Below are 20763 nucleotides of genomic sequence, written 5' to 3' on the forward strand. Positions count from 1 at the left end.
TTATTCCACCTCCGTCTCCATAATCATTTCATTTTCTAAAATATTTCCTTCTTCTTGCATACCAAATTGTACATTTCGTTCGATCCATTTACGGCGAGGTTCTACTTTATCACCCATCAATGTCGTAACTCGGCGCTCCGCTCTTGATGCATCGTCAATTTTCACACGAATCAACGTACGTGTTTCAGGATTCATAGTTGTCTCCCATAATTGATCAGCATTCATTTCACCAAGTCCTTTATAGCGCTGCAACATGTAGCCTTTACCGACCTTTTTTGTTACACCATCTAATTCTTCATCAGACCATGCATACTCAATCACTTCACTCTTACCTTTTCCTTTACTTACTTTGTATAAAGGAGGAAGTGCAATAAATACTTTGCCAGCTTCGATAAGTGGTTTCATATATCTGTAGAAGAACGTTAATAGCAATACTTGAATGTGCGCACCATCTGTATCGGCATCAGTCATAATTACAACTTTATCGTAGTTAATATCTTCAACAGCGAATTCATTCCCTACACCACCGCCAATAGCGTAAATGATTGTATTAATCTCTTCATTTTTAAAGATATCAGCAAGCTTTGCTTTTTCTGTATTGATTACTTTACCACGTAACGGTAATACCGCTTGGAAACGTCGGTCTCGTCCTTGTTTCGCAGAACCACCGGCAGAGTCACCCTCTACTAGGTATAGTTCATTTTTTTGCGGGTTACGTGATTGTGCTGGTGTTAACTTACCACTTAATGTACCTTCTGATTTCTTTTTCTTTTTACCAGTACGAGCTTCCTCTCTCGCTTTACGAGCGGCTTCACGTGCTTGCGCTGCTTTAATTGCTTTTCTCACAAGAAGTGTAGCTACATCTGGGTTTTCTTCTAAAAAGTAAGCTAAATGCTCTGATACAATGGCATCAATTGAAGAACGAGCTTCACTTGTACCTAGTTTACCTTTCGTTTGTCCTTCAAACTGAAGTACTTCTTCTGGTACACGTACAGAAACGATAGCCGCTACACCTTCACGAATATCTGTACCTTCTAAGTTTTTATCTTTTTCTTTCAATAGTGAAACTTTACGAGCATACTCATTGAACACACGAGTCATTGCTGTCTTAAATCCAGCTTCGTGTGTTCCACCATCTTTTGTACGTACATTATTTACAAACGAAAGAATATTTTCTGAGTAGCCATCGTTAAATTGAAATGCTAGCTCTGCCTCAATTCCATTTTGTTCACCAGTAAAATATACAACCGGATGGATTGAATCTTTTTCTTCGTTTAAGTATGAAACGAAAGCTTCAATTCCTGTTTCATAATGAAAGACATCTTCTAAATCGTTTCGCTCATCTTTTATTGAAATTTTCATCCCTTTTAATAAGAATGCAGATTCACGTAATCTTTCACATAATGTTTCGTAATTGTAATTTGTTGTGCTGAAAATCGTTGTATCTGGTTTGAAATGCATTGTCGTACCAGATTCTTTCGTCTTTCCGATTTTCTCAAGCGTCGTTACAGGAACACCGCCATTTTCAAAGCGTTGTTCATAAATATTTCCGTCACGCTTAATCGTTACGACTAACCATTCTGATAAGGCATTTACAACCGATGCCCCAACACCGTGTAAACCACCACTCGTTTTATAACCACCTTGACCAAACTTACCGCCGGCATGAAGTACTGTTAAAATAACTTCAGGTGTAGGTTTTCCAAGTTTATGCATTCCCGTAGGCATTCCTCGCCCTTTATCTATAACGCTAATACTATTATCTTTATGTATTACGACAGAAATTTCGTCGCCAAATCCCGCTAACGCTTCGTCAACGGAGTTATCTACTATTTCATATACTAAATGATGCAATCCACGGCTATCCGTACTCCCGATATACATACCCGGGCGTTTTCGAACGGCTTCAAGTCCTTCTAGCACTTGAATTGCATCTTCATTATATTGGAACTGATGCTTTGCCAAACTCCTTGCCCCTTTCCTAATCAAATCAGAACATATGTTTCTATTATAGAATAACGCCTCGACTATAGTTTTGGCAAGTTATCTTATCTCTTTTATATACCATTTTCAATAGAAAAATCCTTGTTTTTTCACAAGGATTCCTCTAGGCTACTATTTCAGAAAAATAATCGTTTGTCAACGTGAAATGGATATGTATGCCAAGATTACACATTCCAAACCTTTGTCATGATCCAAATGATCAATATCCAAAACGGGATAACAAGTAACAATCCCCAAAAACAGCCTTTAAAAAATCTCATGATGAACACCTCGTTCATCGGCCCTATTTACCTTTAATGAGGGCTGAATCAATCTTTCTACCTTTAAATTTATACTATTTTGTCATCGCATGTTCTACTTTTATACAACGATCCATTATTACAGTATAGCCTTTTTCTTGCAAAAGTTTATATGTCTCTTCATCTTGTACTCCTAATTGTGCCCAAAAAACGTCTGCATCAATCTCTACAAACTCTTTCGCAACATCCATTAAAAATTCTGAACGGCGGAATACATTTACAATGTCAACATGTTCCTTAATATCTTTTAGTGAAGCAACTGCTTTTTCTCCAAGCACCTCATCTACTGTTGGGTTTACTGGGATAATGCGATACCCAGCATCTTGCATTGCTTTTGAAACCATATACGATGTACGTTCTGGCTTATCCGATAATCCAACAACTGCAATCGTTTTGCTTTTCTTTAATACTTCACCAATTTCCGTACGAGTTGGGTTTTCAATTGTCATGATTTATCCCTCCTATTCCTTTAGTATAGCCGATAAAGAAAGTCTCTTTCAATATGAAAGAGACTTTCTTTTATTTCAATTATTGATTCTTTGTAGCTGAATTATCTGCTAATGTAGCTGTTTTCGTCATTTTTTGACCGTTACGATAGAATGTAACTTCTACTTTCTCGCCTACTTTTTTCTTTTCATATAAATATTTACGGAACTGAAGTGAGTTTTCTACTTTTTGATCATCTAATGCTACTACAATATCATATTGTTCTAAACCAGCTTTTTCTGCAGGTGATATTGGGTAAATTTTACCTAACACAACGCCATTTGTTACTTCTTTCGGTACTTTCAATTGATTTACTGCATAAGCTTGCACATCTTCTAATGAAACGACACCTACTCCAAGAGCTGGACGTTTCACTACTCCGTCTTTTTCAAGTGATTCAATAACTGGCTTTGCGATATTAATTGGAATAGCAAATCCAATTCCTTCAACTTCTTGTTGTGCAATTTTACTTGAATTAATCCCAATTATTTCACCGTTTTGGTTAAATAACGCACCACCACTATTACCTGGGTTAATCGCTGCATCTGTTTGAATAACTTGAGCATTCCAATCTGCACGCTTATCGCCATCGATATCTACTGGAATTTCACGTTCTTTACTACTAATAATACCTTCCGTTACACTTCCATCAAACCCTAGTGGGTTACCGATTGCAATCGCTTTTTCACCCGCACGGATTTTACTTGAATCACCTAAAGTTGCAACTTTATTTACATTAGCACCGTCAATTTCTACAACAGCTAAATCTAACCAAGGATCTTTCCCTACAAGCTTTGCATCTACCTTTTTACCATCACTTAGTTTTACAGCAAGTTTATTTGCTCCGTCTACTACATGATTGTTTGTTACAATATATGCTTTATCTCCTGCTTTTTTATAAATAACACCTGATCCTGAACCAGCTTGTTGTTCTTGGCCTGTCGGTTGCATTGCAAATGGATCAATATTTTGTTGCATATTAATAACACCTACAACAACATCTTTCGCGCCTTCAATCATACCAGGTAAATCAGTTTCATTTTTTGCTTTATTGACAACAGGAACTACAGTACCTTCAACTTTTGAATCCGTACTAAATGATGATACAGCAGCTCCATTATTTTGAGCCCATGGCATATAAGGTGCCGCAAAACTAATTGTGACAGCTCCAACTACCGCTCCGACTAAACCTGTGAAAAAATAACCTTTTTTACCGCCTGATTTTCTCACTTCTCTCGTTTCACTATGCTCTTCATTTAAATTCGGTCCGTCGTAATATCCCATGTTTTATTTCCCCTCTCTGGTGAATTCGTACTTTCAGTATAGTCACAGTCTGTGTCCTTCTTGTGAACTCATCGTGAAATCCAATTAAAAAAATACTCTTATCTATCATTGTAGACAAGAAAAGTATTTTTTGTACATTCCACCTACAAAAGAGAGTATAATTTTGCTATATCCCGAAGCTAAAGTGCATAGTAATTTAACCGTTATTCTTCAAATTTATAACCAACTCGAATAACAGTACCGATATGCTTCGCTTTATCTCCTAGCTTATTTCGTAGTTTTTTAATATGAGTATCAACCGTTCGGTCATCACCGTAGTAATCATATCCCCATAACTGATCTAATAAATGTTGACGTGACAACACAATTCCTTTGTTCTCCATTAAATAAACAAGAAGTTCAAATTCCTTATGTGTCAATATAATTTCTTCTCCATCTACTAAAACGGTTCTAGATAGACGATTTACTTCTATTCCAGCTAAAGACATAGCATTCTCTTCCGCTACTCCTACCACGCCATCTGCACGTTTCAATAACGTCTTTGCGCGAGCTACTAACACTTTCGGACTGAAAGGTTTCGTTACATACTCATCTGCACCTAATTCGAACCCTAGTAATGTATCATCCTCATCCGAACGTGCTGTTAGCATAATGATTGGTACTGCTGATTCTTTTCTAATTCGTCTACAAACAGACCATCCATCTATTTCTGGTAACATAATATCTAACATAATTAAATCAATTTCATGCTCTGCAAATAATTCTAACGCTATTTTTCCGTCTTCTGCTTCGATTACTTCAAAGCCTTCATTACGAAAATAATCACTAACGATTTCACGTAGTCTTCTTTCATCTTCAACAAGTAATACTGTTTTATTCATATCATCTATCCCGCCTTTTTACTCTTTCAATCGAATAATACGTTGATTGGAGCTTCCGCGAAATGGAAGTGTTAAATCTTTTTTCTCGATTTCAAATCTTCCATCGACTAAAACATCCCCATAATGTAACAACTCTATCATATCATTATTTTGAGAACTCTGTATCTCTTCTAACGTATAACCTGTATACATCCATAGATTTTTTTTCAATTCTTTCACGGCTTTTGCTACTTTTTTCACATCAGTAGCTTGAAAAAATGGATCTCCACCTGAAAATGTTACATCAGTTAATGGATTACTTGCAATCTCTTTCACAATTTCTTCTACTGTCATTTCAGTTCCATTACAAATATTCCACGATTTCGGATTATGGCAACCGAAACAACGATGCGGACAGCCCGCAAAAAACACGACTGTCCGCAATCCTTCCCCATCTACTACACTATCATGAATGATGTTCATCACTTTCATTTATGCTTCACCCGATCCATCTCTTCACTACGTTTCGCACTATTCCACTTCGACATATCTCCTACAAGATAACCTGTTATACGACGAATTCTTTCTATATTAGCCTCGTCTTCATTTCCGCAACTTGGGCATTCATTACCAATAACTCCGTGATAACTACAGCACTTACAACGGTCAACTGGATGATTAATTGAACCGTACCCAACGCCATGATCTGCCATCGCTTGTACAATTTGTTTTAACGCCTGTTTGTTATGCATAGCTGCTCCGTCTAGTTCAATATACGTAATATGTCCCCCGTTACATAAGGCATGGAAAGGTCCTTCTAAACGAATTTTATTTATCGCTTGAATGTTATAGTAAACTGGGATATGGAATGAATTCGTATAATAATTATGGTTCGTTATACCACTAATCACGCCAAATTCTTCCCTATCTTTTTTCACAAACTTTCCTGATAACCCTTCTGCAGGAGTTGCAATGACTGAGAAATTCAATTCATGTTCTTCTGTCGCTTTATCCATTCTATCTCTCATAAAGGAAATGATTTCATACCCGAGTTTCCATGATTCTTCATCTTCTCCATGGTGCTTTCCTGTTAAAGCTACTAAACATTCCGCAAGACCGATAAAACCAAGACTTAACGTCCCTTGCTTTAAAATGGATGCTACAGAATCTTCAGGCTGTAACTTTTCTCCACCACGCCATACGCCTTGTGAGTATAAAAATCGAAAATCTCTTGCTCGCTTCGTACATTGATACTCAAATCTCTCTAATAATTGCTGGATTCCTAAATCTAAGTAATAATTTAACGCTTCAAAAAACGCTTCCTTTGAACCACTAATTAGCGCTAGTTTCACTAAGTTAATAGACGTAAATGATAAATTCCCTCTTCCAATCGCTGTTTCTTCTCCGTGTATGTTAGACATAACACGGGTACGACATCCCATGTAACATACTTCACTTTCTGGTCGTCCGTCATAATGCACGGCATTAAATGGCGCATCTAAAAATGAAAAGTTAGGGAACAATCGTTCAGCCGTTGTCTCTAACGCTAATTCAAATAAATCGTAGTTCGGATCGCATTCTTCAAAGTTCACACCTTTTTTCATTTTAAAAATTTGAATCGGAAAAATGGGTGTTTCCCCTTTACCAAGACCAGCTTGTGTCGCTTTTAAAAGCTGTCTAACTAATAACCGTCCCTCTTTTGATGTGTCTGTTCCATAATTAATAGAAATAAACGGTACTTGTCCCCCGCCCCTACTATGCATACTATTTGAATTATGAATGAAAGCTTCACACGCCTGATACGTATCATTTTCTGTTTCTTTCCATGCAAATTCTTCTATTTGTTCTTTCGTAAGCGGATATGACTGCAATCGTTTCTTATGTCTCGCTACTGTTTTTCTCACATACGGAGCTAAATCAATATCAAAGAGTGCAAACGATTGGCCACCGTGCTGCATATTTTGATTCGCTTGAAAAATAATAGATGAAAGGGCCAATGCACTTTTAATGTCTTGCGGTTGTCTCATATGCCCATGTCCGGTATGAAAACCGTTCGCGAGCATTTGCGCTAACGGAATTTGCGAACAAGTCGTCGTTCCCGTCGCATAAAAGTCTAAGTCATGTGGATATAATATATTTTGATTTATCGCTTTTTTCACTTGATCTGACAATAAATTTTCAACAGCGTAATATTTCGCACTCTCAGATGCGAACGTTCCCATTACTCCCATCGGAGAGCGGCCATCTACATTTGCATTTTCTTGCATTAAATCCTGTTCATTGCCGTGGACAATCGTCTCAAACACTCTCATTAATTCTTCTCCACGTGTATTTTTTTGTAACATTTATAACCCTCCACCAATATGTTGTTGTCTTTTGATTAAAATGTTACTACATATAGTCTGATTGTTTCTGTGAGAAATGTAACATTCCTGTGAAATTTTTTTCACGAAATAATGAATTTTTCATTTACAAAAAAGAAATGTGCTCTTTACAAATGTATGGTACAATATACGGGAAAAACTCTTTTTACCCTTTATCAACACATTTGAATAAAGGAGACTGAACTTATGGTTACTACATATCTTTTATTTATCGTTGCCTACTTACTTGGCTCGATTCCATTCGCACTAGTCGTTGGAAAAATTGGCTACGGAATCGATATTCGTGAGCACGGAAGCGGTAATCTAGGCGGAACAAATACATTCCGCACACTAGGGAAAAAAGCAGGTTTTATCGTTACAATTGCTGACATTTTAAAAGGTACATTAGCAACAAGTCTACCGATTATTTTCGGATTAGATGTGCACCCACTATGGTTCGGATTAGCAGCTGTTCTTGGACATGTGTATCCGATTTTCGCAAAATTCCGTGGTGGTAAAGCTGTTGCAACTTCCGCTGGCGTACTATTATGCTACTCTCCAGTTGTTTTTGCAATATTAGCTGTTGTCTTTTTCAGCCTTTTATTTACAACAAGATACGTATCACTTTCTTCTATGGTAACAGCCGTCGTTGCTGTTATTGCATCCATTGTTAGCGGGGATAAAATCTTCATTATTGCGATGTGTTTATTAGCAGGTATGGTTATTTATAAACACCGTGCAAATATCGGACGAATTATAAATAAAACTGAACCGAAAGCAAACTTTTCAAAAAAGCAAAAATAAGATCGTAACCCACATAACGCAAAAAGAAAACGTGAAGCATATTAATAGCGTCTTTTTGCGTTATTTTTTATACTAAAGAAAAAGCAACATAATTTGGAGGAACTATACATGAATCTTTCCGTAACAAAAGAAGCAGCACAATGGTATAAAAACGAATTAAACTTACAATCGGGTGAAACACTACGCCTTTTCGTACAATACGGCGGTTGCAGTACTGTGCAAAAAGGACTTTCTTTAGGTATTCGTAAAGATGACCCTGCACATCCTGCTGTTCAAACTCAAGAAGAAGGTATTAACTTCTTTATTGAAGGCGATGATGAGTGGTTCTTCGATGGACATAATTTATCTGTTACATTTAACGATGGTGATGATTTCCCGCAATTTAATTATGAAAAATAAAAAAAGTGTGGCTTCTGCCACACTTTTTTTATTTTTTCTTAATTTCCTCATATTTCGCATACCACTCAGGATATAACTTTTTAAATGATACAGGGCGAAATCCTTCTTTTTTCGCACAAATATTCGTCGTAGTTGCAGTAATACAAAGGTCTCCATCACCGTTATATATTTCATAACCATATACAACGCGAAGCGGGCTGACAGTGTCCACCCACGTTTTCACAATTGCTTTTTCACCGTAACGCATCGCTTTACGATATGAAATTTGCAAGTCTAACACAGGAGAAATAATGCCCTCTTTCTCCATTTCAACATATGAAAACCCTAAATCTTGTATAAGTTTCGTGCGACCTAATTCCAGCCACACTAAATAATTTGAATGGTAAACAACACCCATTTGATCTGTTTCCGCATAACGGATTTCAACTTCATGTTCTGCTACAAACATATGTACTCGCCTTCTTTCACTTCTGCTACCTTGCATACATTTAATCATAATACAGTGGAATCAAAAATAAAATAAAAACAGTGAATCTTTTACCGAAAGGAGCAAGCATATGATTCAAATTGTAACGGTTCGTAGCGGGGATAGCGTATATAGCTTGGCATCAAAATACGGATCCACACCTGACGAGATAGTAAAAGACAACGGACTCAATCCAGCTGAAACACTCGTTGTTGGTCAGGCACTAATTGTGAATACGAAAGGGAATAATTATTATGTACAGCCTGGCGATAGCCTATATCGAATCTCTCAAACATATAACGTCCCTCTCGCTAGTTTAGCTAAAGTGAATAACTTATCTTTAAAATCCATTCTCCACGTTGGGCAGCAATTATATATACCGAAAGGGACGAAACGAGCAGTAGAATCCATCGCTTATTTACAACCTTCAACTATACCTATTAAAGAAAGTTTAGTTAATGCTACACGTGCCATTAATCCATTTTTAACATATTTAGCTTACTTCAGTTTCGAGGCAAAAAGAGATGGTACGTTAAAAGAACCAACGGAAACAGCTAAAATAGCTAATATTGCAACGCAAGGCAACACCATTCCTATGCTCGTTATTACGAACATCGAAAATGGAAATTTCAGTGCCGATCTGACATCAGTTATTTTACGAGACCCAACAATTCAAAACAAATTTATTACAAACATTTTGCAAACAGCTGAAAAATATGGCATGCGAGACATTCATTTTGATTTCGAGAGCGTAGCACCTGAAGATCGCGAAGCGTATAATCGTTTTTTACGAAATGTGAAAACACGCTTACCTAGCGGGTACACACTAAGTACAACACTTGTACCGAAAACAAGTTCCAATCAAAAAGGAAAATTTTTCGAAGCTCACGATTATAAAGCACAAGGTCAAATTGTTGATTTCGTCGTCATTATGACATACGACTGGGGTTGGCAGGGCGGACCACCGATGGCTATTTCTCCTATCGGTCCTGTAAAAGAAGTACTTCAATACGCAAAATCTCAAATGCCTCCGCAAAAAATTATGATGGGACAAAATTTATACGGATTCGATTGGAAACTTCCGTTCAAACAAGGAAACCCGCCTGCAAAAGCAATTAGCTCTGTCGCAGCTGTTGCACTAGCTCGTAAATACAATGTTCCGATCCGCTATGATTTCACAGCACAGGCTCCTCATTTTAATTATTTCGATGAAAATGGTGTACAACACGAAGTTTGGTTTGAAGATTCGAGATCTATTCAAAGTAAATTCAATTTAATGAAAGAACAAGGCATTGGTGGCATTAGCTACTGGAAGATCGGTTTACCATTCCCGCAAAATTGGCGTTTACTCGTCGAAAACTTTACGATTACGAAAAAGGGCTGACATAAGTCAGCCCTTTTTTACTCATCACAAAAAGAAGAATGATAACATTCTCCCTTTTTTAACCGTTATCAACAATCGGTTGTTTGCCTGTTTGGTCTTGCATTTGCTTTCCTTTATTGCCACCAGCTTTTTTTGATTGTGTTCCAATATGATTCGGTGCAAAGTCTTTTGAATTCTTTTTCGGATTACCCATTACTATCGCCTCCTTAACACTAGTATCGTACTAGTGTTAAGAATTATTCAGCTTGCTTAAAAAGTTTCATTTCATAACGTTTTTCAATACGCTCTTCAATACGATCGATTGCATCGCGATCGCTTAATAATTGTTGTTTATTTTCTTTCACAAGTTCGTCAAATGATTTACGGCGACTTCTTCTCACGCTGTTCACCCTCTCTCCTTCGCATTCTTACTATACATAGTATGAGCAAAGGAAAAACTCTTTAATCAGATTTGCAAGAAAATTTTATGTTTTAATACTCCTAAAAAAACTCCGTGTACAATAAAACGTACACGGAGTTTTCTATACCATCATATTTAAATATTCTTTTAGCTTTTCATCCGCATTCATTTCACTTCGCTTATATTCACTTAGCGCTTGCAGTACGAAATCATACTGTTCTAAAATATAACTTTCTAATTTCAAGACGTCCTCTAAGCTATTAAGCATAATTCTCGTATTACCAACTTCACTTTTTAACGCCGGTTCACATTTTAAACTCGTACATATTTCTTTCACATCATCTTCTAATATCTCTGTTAATATGTATTTCTTTCGCCCTTTTACTTTTACTCTCATAACTGGATAAAAAGCCTTTATATCTAAATAGCTTCCTACATTCATACAACGAACCCATTCGATATCACGTTTATTTCGTACAAGTATCCCTTTTACTGCTTCATATACTGCTGTTTCATCAAGCACTTCCCTATTCGATTTCCTTTTCGCCTCTTCTTCAATAGAGGCACATTTTTGATAAACAGCTGCACAAGTAATACAATCATCAAATGCATTATGAGAACTTAAACGAATGCCGAGCATTCGCTTTAACGTTTCAAGTTTATGATTAGGCGCGTGCTTCATATATTTCTTTGCTAGAAACACAGTATCAATCACTTTATTTCGAGGTTCCGGTAATCCAAGCATATTCACATTACTTTTCAAAAAGCGCATATCAAAAGATGCATTATGAGCGACAATTACATTTGTATGTAAAAACGCTAAAAATAAAGGTAACACTTCTTCAATCGTCGGTGCATCCGAGACACGATAATTTGTAATACCTGTTAAACTCGTTATTCGGTCCGGAATTGAACGCTCTGGATTCACATAGGAAACAAATTGATCTACTAGTTCATGATTGCGATATTTCACTGCTGCGACTTGAATAATTTTATCATTATAAGGGTTAAATCCTGTTGTTTCAAAATCAATTACAACATAATCTAACGGTAAGGATATATTCCCCACTCCAAACACTCCTTTACCTCTAAACGTTTATATTTCTTTTATCATAACATGTTGCTATCACTACATGAAAAAGAAAAGGCAGAAATGGTAACTTTCCACCTCTACCTTCTCACCGTTATTTTAATTTAGCAATCCGTTTCTCCATCTCTTTTTGCGTCATCGGTCCAATGAACTTATCTTGAATGACACCTTTCGTATCTATAAAATACGAAGTTGGAATCGTAATTACTTTATACGCTGTCGTTACATCAATGTTCTTGTCCAATAAAATAGGAAAAGTAATTCCTTTTTCTTTAGCAAAATTACTTACCTTTTCTACTCCCCCACCTTTTTCTGAAGGCGTATAATTTATTGCTAAAATTTCTACGCTTTCTTTATGTTCTTTATAGAAAGCCTCCATATCCGGCATTTCTTGCTGACAAGGTCCACACCACGTTGCCCAAAAGTTTAAAATTACTTTCTTTCCTTTTAAATCTGATAACTTTACATTCGTTCCATCTAACTTCGTTAATACAAAGTCTGGTGCACTCTTCCCTATTTCAATACCATTACTTGCAATCATCTCTTTCATAGCAGCTTCACTTTTTTCTTGCTCCCCTTGTACCGCCTGATCGTTTTTACCAAACTGTTCATAAGCTGCATATCCCGCTAAGCAAAGTAACACTACAATAATCGTAAGCTTCCGCCACATTTTATATCACCCTAACGTGTTTATCTTGTTATAACTTAATTACTAAAATACTATATACCTTATTTTAGCTTATACGGACAAGCTTGGAAATATTCATAGTCGAAATAATTAGAATATTATTATTTAAAGTGTAATTTTTTCCTTTTTATCATATAATTAGAAAAACAGATTAAGTATCGCTTATCTTCTTATGGACCCATTCACCTTTTTACTCTCGTTATGATATAAACTTCAACAAAAGGGGGATTGTTTATGAATTCATTCGAAAAAACAACATTATATATTCTTAGTTTTCTTTTATACCCAATCGGTATTATTACATGGATCATTTCACTCTTTAGTAAAGATCTTGAAAAAAAGAAAGTAGGGCGTATTTGTCTCTACGTCTCTCTAGTCTCATTCGTCCTTTTTTTAATTCTCGGAATTGCAACTTTCTTTATGACTGCTACTTTTAACGTTGATCTGAATCATTCAGAATCTATCGAGTATCAAATAAATGACGCTGAATAAAGATAAGAGCAGTGCTTACAATATTTCTTACCTTTTCCTCATCAACACCGGAACCGTTGCACTTAAAAATAAAAATGGAGTTACCCACAATATGAACTTTATATCTATATGTTGTAGTGCCATAAACGCACCTATAAATTGTGCAATAGCGTGTATATATTCTATTAATATAGAACCATATAATCTGATCCAATTTGGAATATCAGACACAACTAACGTCTCTAACTCTCCTTGTTTAATCTTCTCACTCTCTTCAAATGGTAATGAGAGAAAATGACGTAATACATCTATACGCTTCTCTCGTAATATTCGCTGACTTACCTTTGAGCTTACATAATCAAATGAAAGGTTGTTTATCCCCATCAAAAAACGACTAACTGCAAACAAAGTAATGTAAAGATACGCTTCCTTCGGCTCCCGTTGAATAAGGTTATCTACAATTAATCCCATGAAAATTGGACGGGATAAGTTTAAAATAACTGCGAAGGAACCACTGCATATAGCTGCTATTATTAATAATTTTTCTTTCTGTAACGGTAACAATATTCTTTCATGATGTTCCCTCCATTTTTATCTTAAAAAGAAAGGGATGAAACCATTTGGTTTCATCCCTTTCCAGAAAAGAAGGAAGCTAACAGTTGTTAGCTTCCTTCTCGGTCATTTCAATTATTTAGTTTGACACTTTAGATTCTTCAATTTTCTCACGAAGAACCATTTGTAAGATACCACCGTGACGGTAGTAGTCAATTTCAACTTCACTATCGAAACGAGCTACTACTTCAAATTGTTTTTCGTTGCCATCTGCATCAGTTGCAACTACTTTTACAAGATCACGTGGTCTAACTGTTTTGTCGATTTGAATTTCAAATGACTCGTTACCAACAAGACCTAACGTTTCAGCGCTTTCGCCATCTTTAAATTGAAGTGGTAATACACCCATTAATACTAGGTTACTACGGTGAATACGTTCGAAGCTTTCTGCGATTACTGCTTTAATACCTAATAAGTTTGTACCTTTCGCAGCCCAGTCACGAGAACTTCCCATACCGTAATCTTTACCAGCAACAACTAGAAGGCCTGTGCCATCTTCTTTATATTTCATAGCAGCATCATAGATTGATGTTACTTCACCAGTTGGCCAATATGTTGTATATCCGCCTTCTGTTCCTGGTGCGATTTGGTTTTTAATACGGATGTTCGCGAATGTACCACGCATCATAACTTCATGGTTACCACGACGAGAACCGTAAGAGTTGAAGTCAACTGGTTGTACGCCGTTTTCTAATAAGTAGCGTCCAGCTGGTGTGTGCTTACCAATTGAACCTGCTGGTGAAATGTGGTCTGTCGTTACAGAATCACCAAATTTACCAACTACGCGTAAGCCTGATAACGTTTCAACTTCACCTGGCTCTTTAGATAATCCTTCAAAGAATGGTGGGTTTTGAATATAAGTTGAATCATTATCCCAAGTATATAAAGCTTCGTTTGAAGTTTGGATTTCGTTCCAACGCTCATTGCTGTTAAATACTTGAGCATATTCTTTCTTGAACAGTTCAGATGTAACAACGCTTTGAACTACATCTTCAATTTCTTTAGCTGATGGCCAAATGTCGTTGAAGTATACAGCATTGCCATTTGCGTCTTTACCGATTTCATCATTTTTCAGGTCAATATCAACAGTACCTGCAAGTGCATATGCCACAACAAGTGGTGGTGATGCTAAGTAGTTTGCTTTTACAAGCGGGTGAATACGACCTTCAAAGTTACGGTTACCAGATAAAACAGATGTTACTAATAAATCGTTTGCTGCGATTGCTTCTTCTAATTCCTCTGCTAATGGACCAGAGTTACCGATACAAGTCGTACAGCCGTAACCAACTGTTTGGAAACCTAATTGATCTAAATATGTTGTTAAACCTGACTTATCTAAGTATTCAGTAACAACTTTAGATCCTGGTGCTAATGATGTTTTTACGTACTCAGGTACTACAAGTCCTTTTTCAATTGCTTTCTTCGCAACTAAACCTGCCCCAATTAATACGTATGGGTTTGATGTATTTGTACAGCTTGTAATTGCAGCGATTGCAATCGCACCTGTTTTCATCGTTACTTCTTTATCTTCTAATGTAACCTTCACTTCTTTATCGAACTCTTGCTCATTAAACCCAAGTCCTTGTGTTCCAACTGGTGCTAAAACAGCTTTGTGGAACGCATCTTTCATATCTGAAAGTGGAATTAAATCTTGTGGGCGTTTCGGTCCAGAAAGGTTAGATTCGATTGTATTTAAATCAATTTCAACAAGATCAGTGTAAATTGGATCTTTGCTGTCTGCCGTATAGAATAAACCGTTTGCTTTACAATATTCTTCAACAACGCGAATTTGCTCTTCATCTCTACCTGTTAAACGTAAGTATTCTAATGAAATGTCGTCGATTGGGAAGAATCCACAAGTTGCGCCGTATTCTGGTGCCATGTTTGAAATTGTTGCACGGTCAGCTAAAGGCATGCTCTTTAGTCCATTACCGAAGAACTCAACGAATTTACCAACTACACCTTTTTGACGTAATACTTGTGTTACTTTTAATGCAACGTCAGTTGCTGTAGTACCACTTGGAAGTGTACCAGTTAATTTCACACCGATTACTTCAGGTACTGGGAAGTATGAAGGCTGTCCAAGCATTCCTGCTTCTGCTTCAATACCACCAACGCCCCATCCAAGAACGCCGATACCGTTGATCATTGTTGTATGTGAGTCTGTTCCAACTAATGAATCTGGATATGCAACTAAGTCACCTTCAGCATTTTTCACAGCGTGAACGACTGGCGCTAAATATTCAAGGTTTACTTGGTGTACAATACCTGTAGCTGGTGGAACTGCACGATAGTTATCAAATGATTTTTGTGCCCAGCTTAAAAATTTATAACGTTCTTCATTACGTTTAAACTCTAAGTCCATGTTGAATGCAAGCGCGTCTGCCGTACCCGCTCTATCAACCTGTACAGAGTGATCAATTACAAGGTCTACAGTAATTTCTGGATTAATTTTATCAGGATCCCCACCCATGTCTGCCATTGCTTTACGAAGCGAAGCCAAATCTACAACAGCCGGAACACCAGTGAAATCTTGTAAAATTACACGTGATGGTTTAAATGGAACATCGATATCTTGCACATCTTTCGTTCCCCATTTTGCTAAATTTGTAACATGTTCTTCTGTAATTACACGTCCGTCTACTTGACGAAGTACGGATTCAAGTAAAACTTTCACGGAATATGGTAATTGAGATACGTTGCCAACCCCTGCGTTTTCAAGCGCTTTCAAATCATAATAATGATACGTTTTTTCATCTACTTCAAAAGTTGCACGTGATTGAAATGGATTATGTTTGACCATTATGTTTCCCCCCTGTTAAACGTGGCTAAGTTGTCTGAATATAAAATGTAGACAAACTTTTCAATACCTTACGATAATATCTTATTACAACTTTCTAAATAAGTAAATAATAAGAAACTTATAGATTATCATAAGTTTTCTTTATGTTTCTAAATTTGAATAGTGTTCGTGCTCCTTATGAATACTATTACCATAAAGTAAAGTGCTCTATTAGCGCTTTGCTTATAGTTCATACATACTATGAACTGCTCATCATTCAACATACAAAAAAAGTTATAGAGGTGAAATAAAATGGGTAAAAGAAAAGCAAATCATACTATTTCAGGAATGAATGCTGCATCTGCACAAGGTCAAGGAACTGGTTACAATGAAGAATTTGCAAATGAGCCTTTAACTCCCGCAGAGCGACAAAATAATAAGAAACGTAAAAAGAACCAGTAACGAAAAATCCCAAAAGGTCCATTTCCTTTTGGGATTTTTTCTAATGTTTATAAAGTAGTAATTCCGAAACCGTCACAAATCGATAACCTTGTTTTTTCAGCTCAGGTAAAATTTTTGCTAATGCTGCTACTGTTTGACTACGATCATTCCCTCCATCATGTAACAATACAATATCTCCACTTTTAGCATGTTTCACTACATGATTTACAATGGATTCAACCCCTGGATTCGCCCAATCACGCGGGTCTTGATGCCACGACCATAGAACAGTTTGATATCCAGCTTCTTTAGCTGTTTTAAATACAGCATCGTTAATATATCCGCCAGGAGGACGGAATAGCAAAGGTTCTTTCACCCATTTTTTAAAATATTTCTTTCCATCTAAAATATCATTTTCTAATTTTTCATCTGATGAATTACTCGCATACAAATGATTCATCGTATGATTTCCAACTTCATGTCCCTCTTTTAACACTTGTTTCACCAAATATGGATTACGCTGAACTCGAAATCCAATCATAAAAAATGTCGCTTCTGCTTTATATTGACGTAATAAATGTAAAATTTGTGGTGTATAAGTTGGATCTGGTCCATCATCAAATGTAATGGCAATAATCTTTTCATTATTAGGTACTTCCCACGTTACATAGCCAGTTGGTTCTAGCTCTTTTCTGAGCAACATTTTCGCTTCCACTTTTTCAACTTGAAATATATGTACTGCGCATAATAAAGAGAAAACGAATAGAAAAATTTTCTGTTTTCGCATAATGTTCATGAAAGTAAGAGGTTGCCGAATACACAACAACCTCATTTACTTTTCTAATTGATCTACATGTTGCATAATATTTTGGAGATTATTTTCGTATTGCTCAAGTTGTGGGCGTTGTGTTTCCGAAGCTACTTCTAATGCATTTTGAATCTGTTCATACGCCTCCTGAACCTCTTGGCGCAACTCTTTTAAGTCATGACCGTAGTTTGGATCATTTTTTACAATGTTGTTAAATGCATGTTCTGCTTGTGTAACTCCTTGCTGCGCTGCTTGAAAAGCTTGTTGTTTATCTTTATGATATGGCATTATATAATCCCCTTTCCATAATAGTTAGTCCCATTTATCTTTACCTTTTTTTCTAAAAACATTCTCGTATAAATTTGCAAACTTCTCTCATTCTAAAGAGAAAGAGGAGGTGTCACATACAATGGGAAAAAACAATCGTGAAGCAAAAGAAAAAAAGGGACAACCTGAACCATTAAGCGGATCTCATAAAGTAAAAAACCGTAACCATTCACGCCAAAAAAATCATGCACATCATGATATGTAAAACAAAAGGCTCACACTAGCTACCTTTATCACATACAATGTTTATATTTTTCCATTTATTCTTCACCCCTACTTCATTCATGCATAACATAGTATGAATTGAGATTTTACGGAGGGTGTCTTACATGGGCAAGAAAAAGAAGGATTGTCTTTTTCATGTTGATGGTTTCGAAGAATGGATGGATCAATTTTGTTCTGATTCTTGTAGTAACTTTAGTTTCCCAAACCAAATTCATATTGACCTTTGCGAAACTGAACAAGAGTACATTTTGGAAACAGATGTACCGAATGTATCTGAACAAAATGTAGTCATTAAAAAGATGGAGACAGGCCTAAACATTTGCATACTTCATAAAAATATTTCTTTGCAGCGGATCATTCCTTTACCCGCTAATATTATTTATAAGAAGATGCTAGCCTGCTTAGAGAATGGATATTTAGCCATTCATATTTCCAAAAACGAAGTTGCTAATAAACATGAGGAAAAAGTTCTTTTTCAAATTGAGAATTAAAATAAAGTAAAACTTTAATCAATGGAAGTTTTACTGCCCGTCAATAGCGGGATAAATACAAAAATAAGCCCCAGTCATCTGCTGGGGCTTATTTTATCCCGCGTTAACGGACAGTAAAACTCCCACCTCAAAATGCAGTTGGAGCAAAGAAGTTAGGTGGGAGATCAACTGTCCGTAAACGTCCGATTGGTGAGGGCTGATAATCAGTGGGGGATGAACCCCCCACTGATTAAAGTTTCACTTTATTTCGCATGTAATTCTAAATTACAATTTCTATCATCCCTTTTTTTCAATAAACCTTTTGTAACTAAAAGTACAGGAAATGCTACAGTTGAAAATATAGCTAGCGCTAAAAAGACAATAAATCCATTTTGGTACCCGTAGTAATCGAGAAGTACTCCCCCAAACCATGGACCAATTACTGCTCCAATTCCTGAAAATCCCATTGCTCCAAAATATGTACCTTTTAAATGCGAAACAGCTATATCATCTATAAATACGTCCGTCATTGAAAACATGAGAACTTCTCCAATTGTAAAAATAATTGTGCACATAGCAGCACCTAGCATAGATTCTACTATTCCAAATCCAAACAATCCTCCGCTCACAAATAAAGTTCCAACCATAATGGATACTAACGGTGTATACTTTTTACACATTTGAATAACAGGATATTGAATTACGACTACAACAATCGCATTTAAAGCTAACATATATGAAAATAATTTCACCCCATCCTGAAATATATGTGCATTTGCAAAATATTGAGATACTGTTGTCGTTAAGTGAGAAAAACCACAATTGCTCAAAATAATACCGAATAAGGCAACTAAAAATACGACATCCTTTCGCAAAATGCGAATTGCATTTAACATTGTGACAGGCTTTTCTGTATTTACTTTCTTTTTTTCAATTGGATACTTCTTAAATTGGAATGCTAATATAGCTGTATATAGAATGTATACTCCAGCTGCCACTAAAAACGGAATTGTTGATTTTGCGCTTCCAATCTGTAATCCGACAAGTGGACCAATCGCTACTCCAACATTGATTGCACCGTAACGCAAATTATATACGAGTAAACGATACTCTGGTTTCGTTAAATCTGATAATAATGCTCTTGACGTCGGTTCAAAAAAGGACCTACATAATCCATTGAGAGCATTTAATAAAAAGAAACTTAAAACATGATTTGCAAACGAAAAGCCTATAAATACAAACACCCAAACAATCATGGACCATATTATAATCATATTTCGACCGAATCGATCCGATAAATTCCCTCCAATAAAACTAGCAAAAACTCCAACAAGTGCACTCGTTCCAATAATAGCACCCGTCATTCCAGCTGATACACCTTTAACAGTCGTTAAATAAATTGCTAAAAAAGGAATACTCATTGACGTGGCAAACCTCGCAAATAAAGTCCCTATTATAATTGTCATTCCTAATGGATGTATATTTTGCAACTTCCCCTTCATCTAAAAAACCTACTCTCCCTGTTCTTACATGAAAAAAGAAAGCAAAGGATCTGCTTTCTTTTCCCTTTTTATACTTGAGCTGTTGATACTCGAGTTGTTCTCGTTATATCCATATCTATGCCGTATGTAAACTGTAATTCTTTACAAACATCCTTAATTAAAATTGTGACATTATACTTCTCATTAAATTGTAAAACGATATTTTCTACTTCTTCATATGTATACTTATATTCCCCTGTAATGACACTTTTTAGATCAAAGCATTCATTTATACAAAGTTGCACAAGTAGCTGGTCATATTTCTCTATTACATCTTCTTTCTTCCACAGTACCTCTTTTACATATAACCGATCGAACTTCACACTTTCTCGATTACAGTCCGTTAAAATCCGGGTCATTTCATTTAATTCTCGATACAATTCAGAAATATTTTTGCTTAAACTAAGCATTTTATCTACGCCGTTTTCATATAACATATTCATTCCACCCCCGCATTTTCTTTTTCTTATTATAGCAAGAAAATTCTAAAAATAGTTTCTTTCTTCTGAAATATTAGGAAACTAATTTCAATTGCTTTACAATGAAACTAGTGAACACG

At 36.2% G+C, this 20763-nt stretch carries 23 protein-coding genes and 1 pseudogene; 7 read left to right on the top strand and 17 right to left on the bottom strand.

Annotation, left to right across the window (positions count from 1 at the left end; genetic code table 11):
• The 6 genes from parE to FS742_RS18335 form a co-directional block, all read right to left on the bottom strand.
• The gene (gene parE / locus FS742_RS18310) at positions 1-1965 is read right to left on the bottom strand and encodes a DNA topoisomerase IV subunit B (protein ID WP_144614237.1); all 1965 of its coding nucleotides are present in this window, start codon (positions 1963-1965) and stop codon (positions 1-3) included.
• Between the two features lie 373 nt (positions 1966-2338).
• Positions 2339-2752 (bottom strand): CoA-binding protein, encoded by a 414-nt coding sequence (locus tag FS742_RS18315; protein WP_144614239.1) that lies wholly within the window; start codon positions 2750-2752, stop codon positions 2339-2341.
• 79 nt (positions 2753-2831) lie between these two features.
• The gene (locus tag FS742_RS18320; RefSeq protein WP_144614241.1) at positions 2832-4073 is read right to left on the bottom strand and encodes a S1C family serine protease; all 1242 of its coding nucleotides are present in this window, start codon (positions 4071-4073) and stop codon (positions 2832-2834) included.
• 203 nt (positions 4074-4276) lie between these two features.
• On the bottom strand, positions 4277-4954 hold the full coding sequence (locus FS742_RS18325) for a response regulator transcription factor (protein WP_001044675.1): 678 nt from the start codon (positions 4952-4954) through the stop codon (positions 4277-4279).
• Positions 4955-4972: 18 nt separating this feature from the next.
• Positions 4973-5425 carry an anaerobic ribonucleoside-triphosphate reductase activating protein gene (gene nrdG, locus FS742_RS18330; protein ID WP_144614243.1) on the bottom strand — a complete coding sequence of 151 codons (453 nt, stop codon included), beginning with the start codon at positions 5423-5425 and terminating at the stop codon, positions 4973-4975.
• Positions 5422-7278 carry an anaerobic ribonucleoside triphosphate reductase gene (locus FS742_RS18335; protein WP_144614245.1) on the bottom strand — a complete coding sequence of 619 codons (1857 nt, stop codon included), beginning with the start codon at positions 7276-7278 and terminating at the stop codon, positions 5422-5424. Before FS742_RS18335 ends, nrdG begins: the two co-directional genes overlap by 4 nt.
• Before the next feature lie 225 nt (positions 7279-7503).
• On the opposite strand from FS742_RS18335, the gene plsY reads away from it, so the two are divergent.
• On the top strand, positions 7504-8100 hold the full coding sequence (gene plsY, locus FS742_RS18340; protein WP_000258967.1) for a glycerol-3-phosphate 1-O-acyltransferase PlsY: 597 nt from the start codon (positions 7504-7506) through the stop codon (positions 8098-8100).
• Positions 8101-8208: 108 nt separating this feature from the next.
• Entirely contained in the window at positions 8209-8499 is a 291-nt protein-coding gene (locus tag FS742_RS18345) for a HesB/YadR/YfhF family protein (RefSeq protein WP_001054449.1), read from the top strand.
• A 28-nt stretch (positions 8500-8527) separates the two neighbouring features.
• On the opposite strand, the gene FS742_RS18350 is transcribed toward FS742_RS18345, so the two are convergent.
• Complete coding sequence (locus FS742_RS18350; protein ID WP_000495809.1) at positions 8528-8947, bottom strand: acyl-CoA thioesterase; 420 nt, start codon at positions 8945-8947, stop codon at positions 8528-8530.
• 109 nt (positions 8948-9056) lie between these two features.
• On the opposite strand from FS742_RS18350, the gene FS742_RS18355 reads away from it, so the two are divergent.
• Positions 9057-10349, top strand: a complete 1293-nt coding sequence (locus FS742_RS18355; RefSeq protein ID WP_144614247.1) for a glycoside hydrolase family 18 protein — start codon at positions 9057-9059, stop codon at positions 10347-10349.
• Between the two features lie 58 nt (positions 10350-10407).
• Here FS742_RS18355 and sspN read toward each other — a convergent pair whose 3' ends face one another.
• The 4 genes from sspN to FS742_RS18375 form a co-directional block, all read right to left on the bottom strand.
• Positions 10408-10542 carry an acid-soluble spore protein SspN gene (sspN, locus tag FS742_RS18360; RefSeq protein WP_000527987.1) on the bottom strand — a complete coding sequence of 45 codons (135 nt, stop codon included), beginning with the start codon at positions 10540-10542 and terminating at the stop codon, positions 10408-10410.
• Positions 10543-10585: 43 nt separating this feature from the next.
• Positions 10586-10729 (bottom strand): FbpB family small basic protein, encoded by a 144-nt coding sequence (locus FS742_RS18365; protein ID WP_001254697.1) that lies wholly within the window; start codon positions 10727-10729, stop codon positions 10586-10588.
• 141 nt (positions 10730-10870) lie between these two features.
• Positions 10871-11818: a 3'-5' exonuclease gene (locus FS742_RS18370; RefSeq protein ID WP_144614249.1), complete on the bottom strand. Its 948-nt coding sequence runs from the start codon at positions 11816-11818 to the stop codon at positions 10871-10873.
• 115 nt (positions 11819-11933) lie between these two features.
• Entirely contained in the window at positions 11934-12509 is a 576-nt protein-coding gene (locus FS742_RS18375) for a redoxin domain-containing protein (RefSeq protein WP_144614251.1), read from the bottom strand.
• A 252-nt stretch (positions 12510-12761) separates the two neighbouring features.
• On the opposite strand from FS742_RS18375, the gene FS742_RS18380 reads away from it, so the two are divergent.
• Positions 12762-13019 (top strand): hypothetical protein, encoded by a 258-nt coding sequence (locus FS742_RS18380; protein ID WP_144614252.1) that lies wholly within the window; start codon positions 12762-12764, stop codon positions 13017-13019.
• A 7-nt stretch (positions 13020-13026) separates the two neighbouring features.
• Here FS742_RS18380 and FS742_RS18385 read toward each other — a convergent pair.
• Together FS742_RS18385 and acnA are read right to left on the bottom strand one after the other, a co-directional pair.
• Positions 13027-13562 (bottom strand): annotated as a pseudogene (locus FS742_RS18385) (ABC transporter transmembrane domain-containing protein); the annotation flags it as partial.
• 127 nt (positions 13563-13689) lie between these two features.
• The gene (gene acnA, locus FS742_RS18390; RefSeq protein ID WP_144614254.1) at positions 13690-16413 is read right to left on the bottom strand and encodes an aconitate hydratase AcnA; all 2724 of its coding nucleotides are present in this window, start codon (positions 16411-16413) and stop codon (positions 13690-13692) included.
• 291 nt (positions 16414-16704) lie between these two features.
• On the opposite strand from acnA, the gene sspO reads away from it, so the two are divergent.
• Positions 16705-16854 carry an acid-soluble spore protein SspO gene (sspO, locus tag FS742_RS18395; protein ID WP_000518057.1) on the top strand — a complete coding sequence of 50 codons (150 nt, stop codon included), beginning with the start codon at positions 16705-16707 and terminating at the stop codon, positions 16852-16854.
• Between the two features lie 40 nt (positions 16855-16894).
• Here sspO and pdaB read toward each other — a convergent pair whose 3' ends face one another.
• Positions 16895-17620: a polysaccharide deacetylase family sporulation protein PdaB gene (pdaB, locus tag FS742_RS18400; RefSeq protein WP_144614697.1), complete on the bottom strand. Its 726-nt coding sequence runs from the start codon at positions 17618-17620 to the stop codon at positions 16895-16897.
• Between the two features lie 45 nt (positions 17621-17665).
• Complete coding sequence (locus FS742_RS18405; RefSeq protein ID WP_001146291.1) at positions 17666-17929, bottom strand: hypothetical protein; 264 nt, start codon at positions 17927-17929, stop codon at positions 17666-17668.
• Between the two features lie 121 nt (positions 17930-18050).
• Here FS742_RS18405 and FS742_RS18410 point away from each other — a divergent pair, with 121 nt between their 5' ends.
• The gene (locus FS742_RS18410; RefSeq protein WP_000517650.1) at positions 18051-18173 is read left to right on the top strand and encodes a small acid-soluble spore protein P; all 123 of its coding nucleotides are present in this window, start codon (positions 18051-18053) and stop codon (positions 18171-18173) included.
• Positions 18174-18297: 124 nt separating this feature from the next.
• A complete protein-coding gene (locus FS742_RS18415) occupies positions 18298-18684 on the top strand; it encodes an Hsp20/alpha crystallin family protein (protein ID WP_000516735.1) in 387 nt (128 codons plus the stop codon).
• Positions 18685-18926: 242 nt separating this feature from the next.
• Here the strand turns inward: FS742_RS18415 and FS742_RS18425 are convergent, their stop codons facing one another.
• Together FS742_RS18425 and FS742_RS18430 are read right to left on the bottom strand one after the other, a co-directional pair.
• Entirely contained in the window at positions 18927-20165 is a 1239-nt protein-coding gene (locus FS742_RS18425; RefSeq protein ID WP_144614256.1) for an MDR family MFS transporter, read from the bottom strand.
• A gap of 68 nt (positions 20166-20233) precedes the next feature.
• Positions 20234-20641, bottom strand: coding sequence for a hypothetical protein (locus FS742_RS18430; RefSeq protein WP_144614258.1), 408 nt, complete (start codon positions 20639-20641; stop codon positions 20234-20236).
• Between the last annotated feature and the right edge of the window lie 122 nt (positions 20642-20763).

Source organism: Bacillus cereus, assembly GCF_007678085.1.
Lineage (GTDB): Bacteria > Bacillota > Bacilli > Bacillales > Bacillaceae_G > Bacillus_A > Bacillus_A cereus_BE.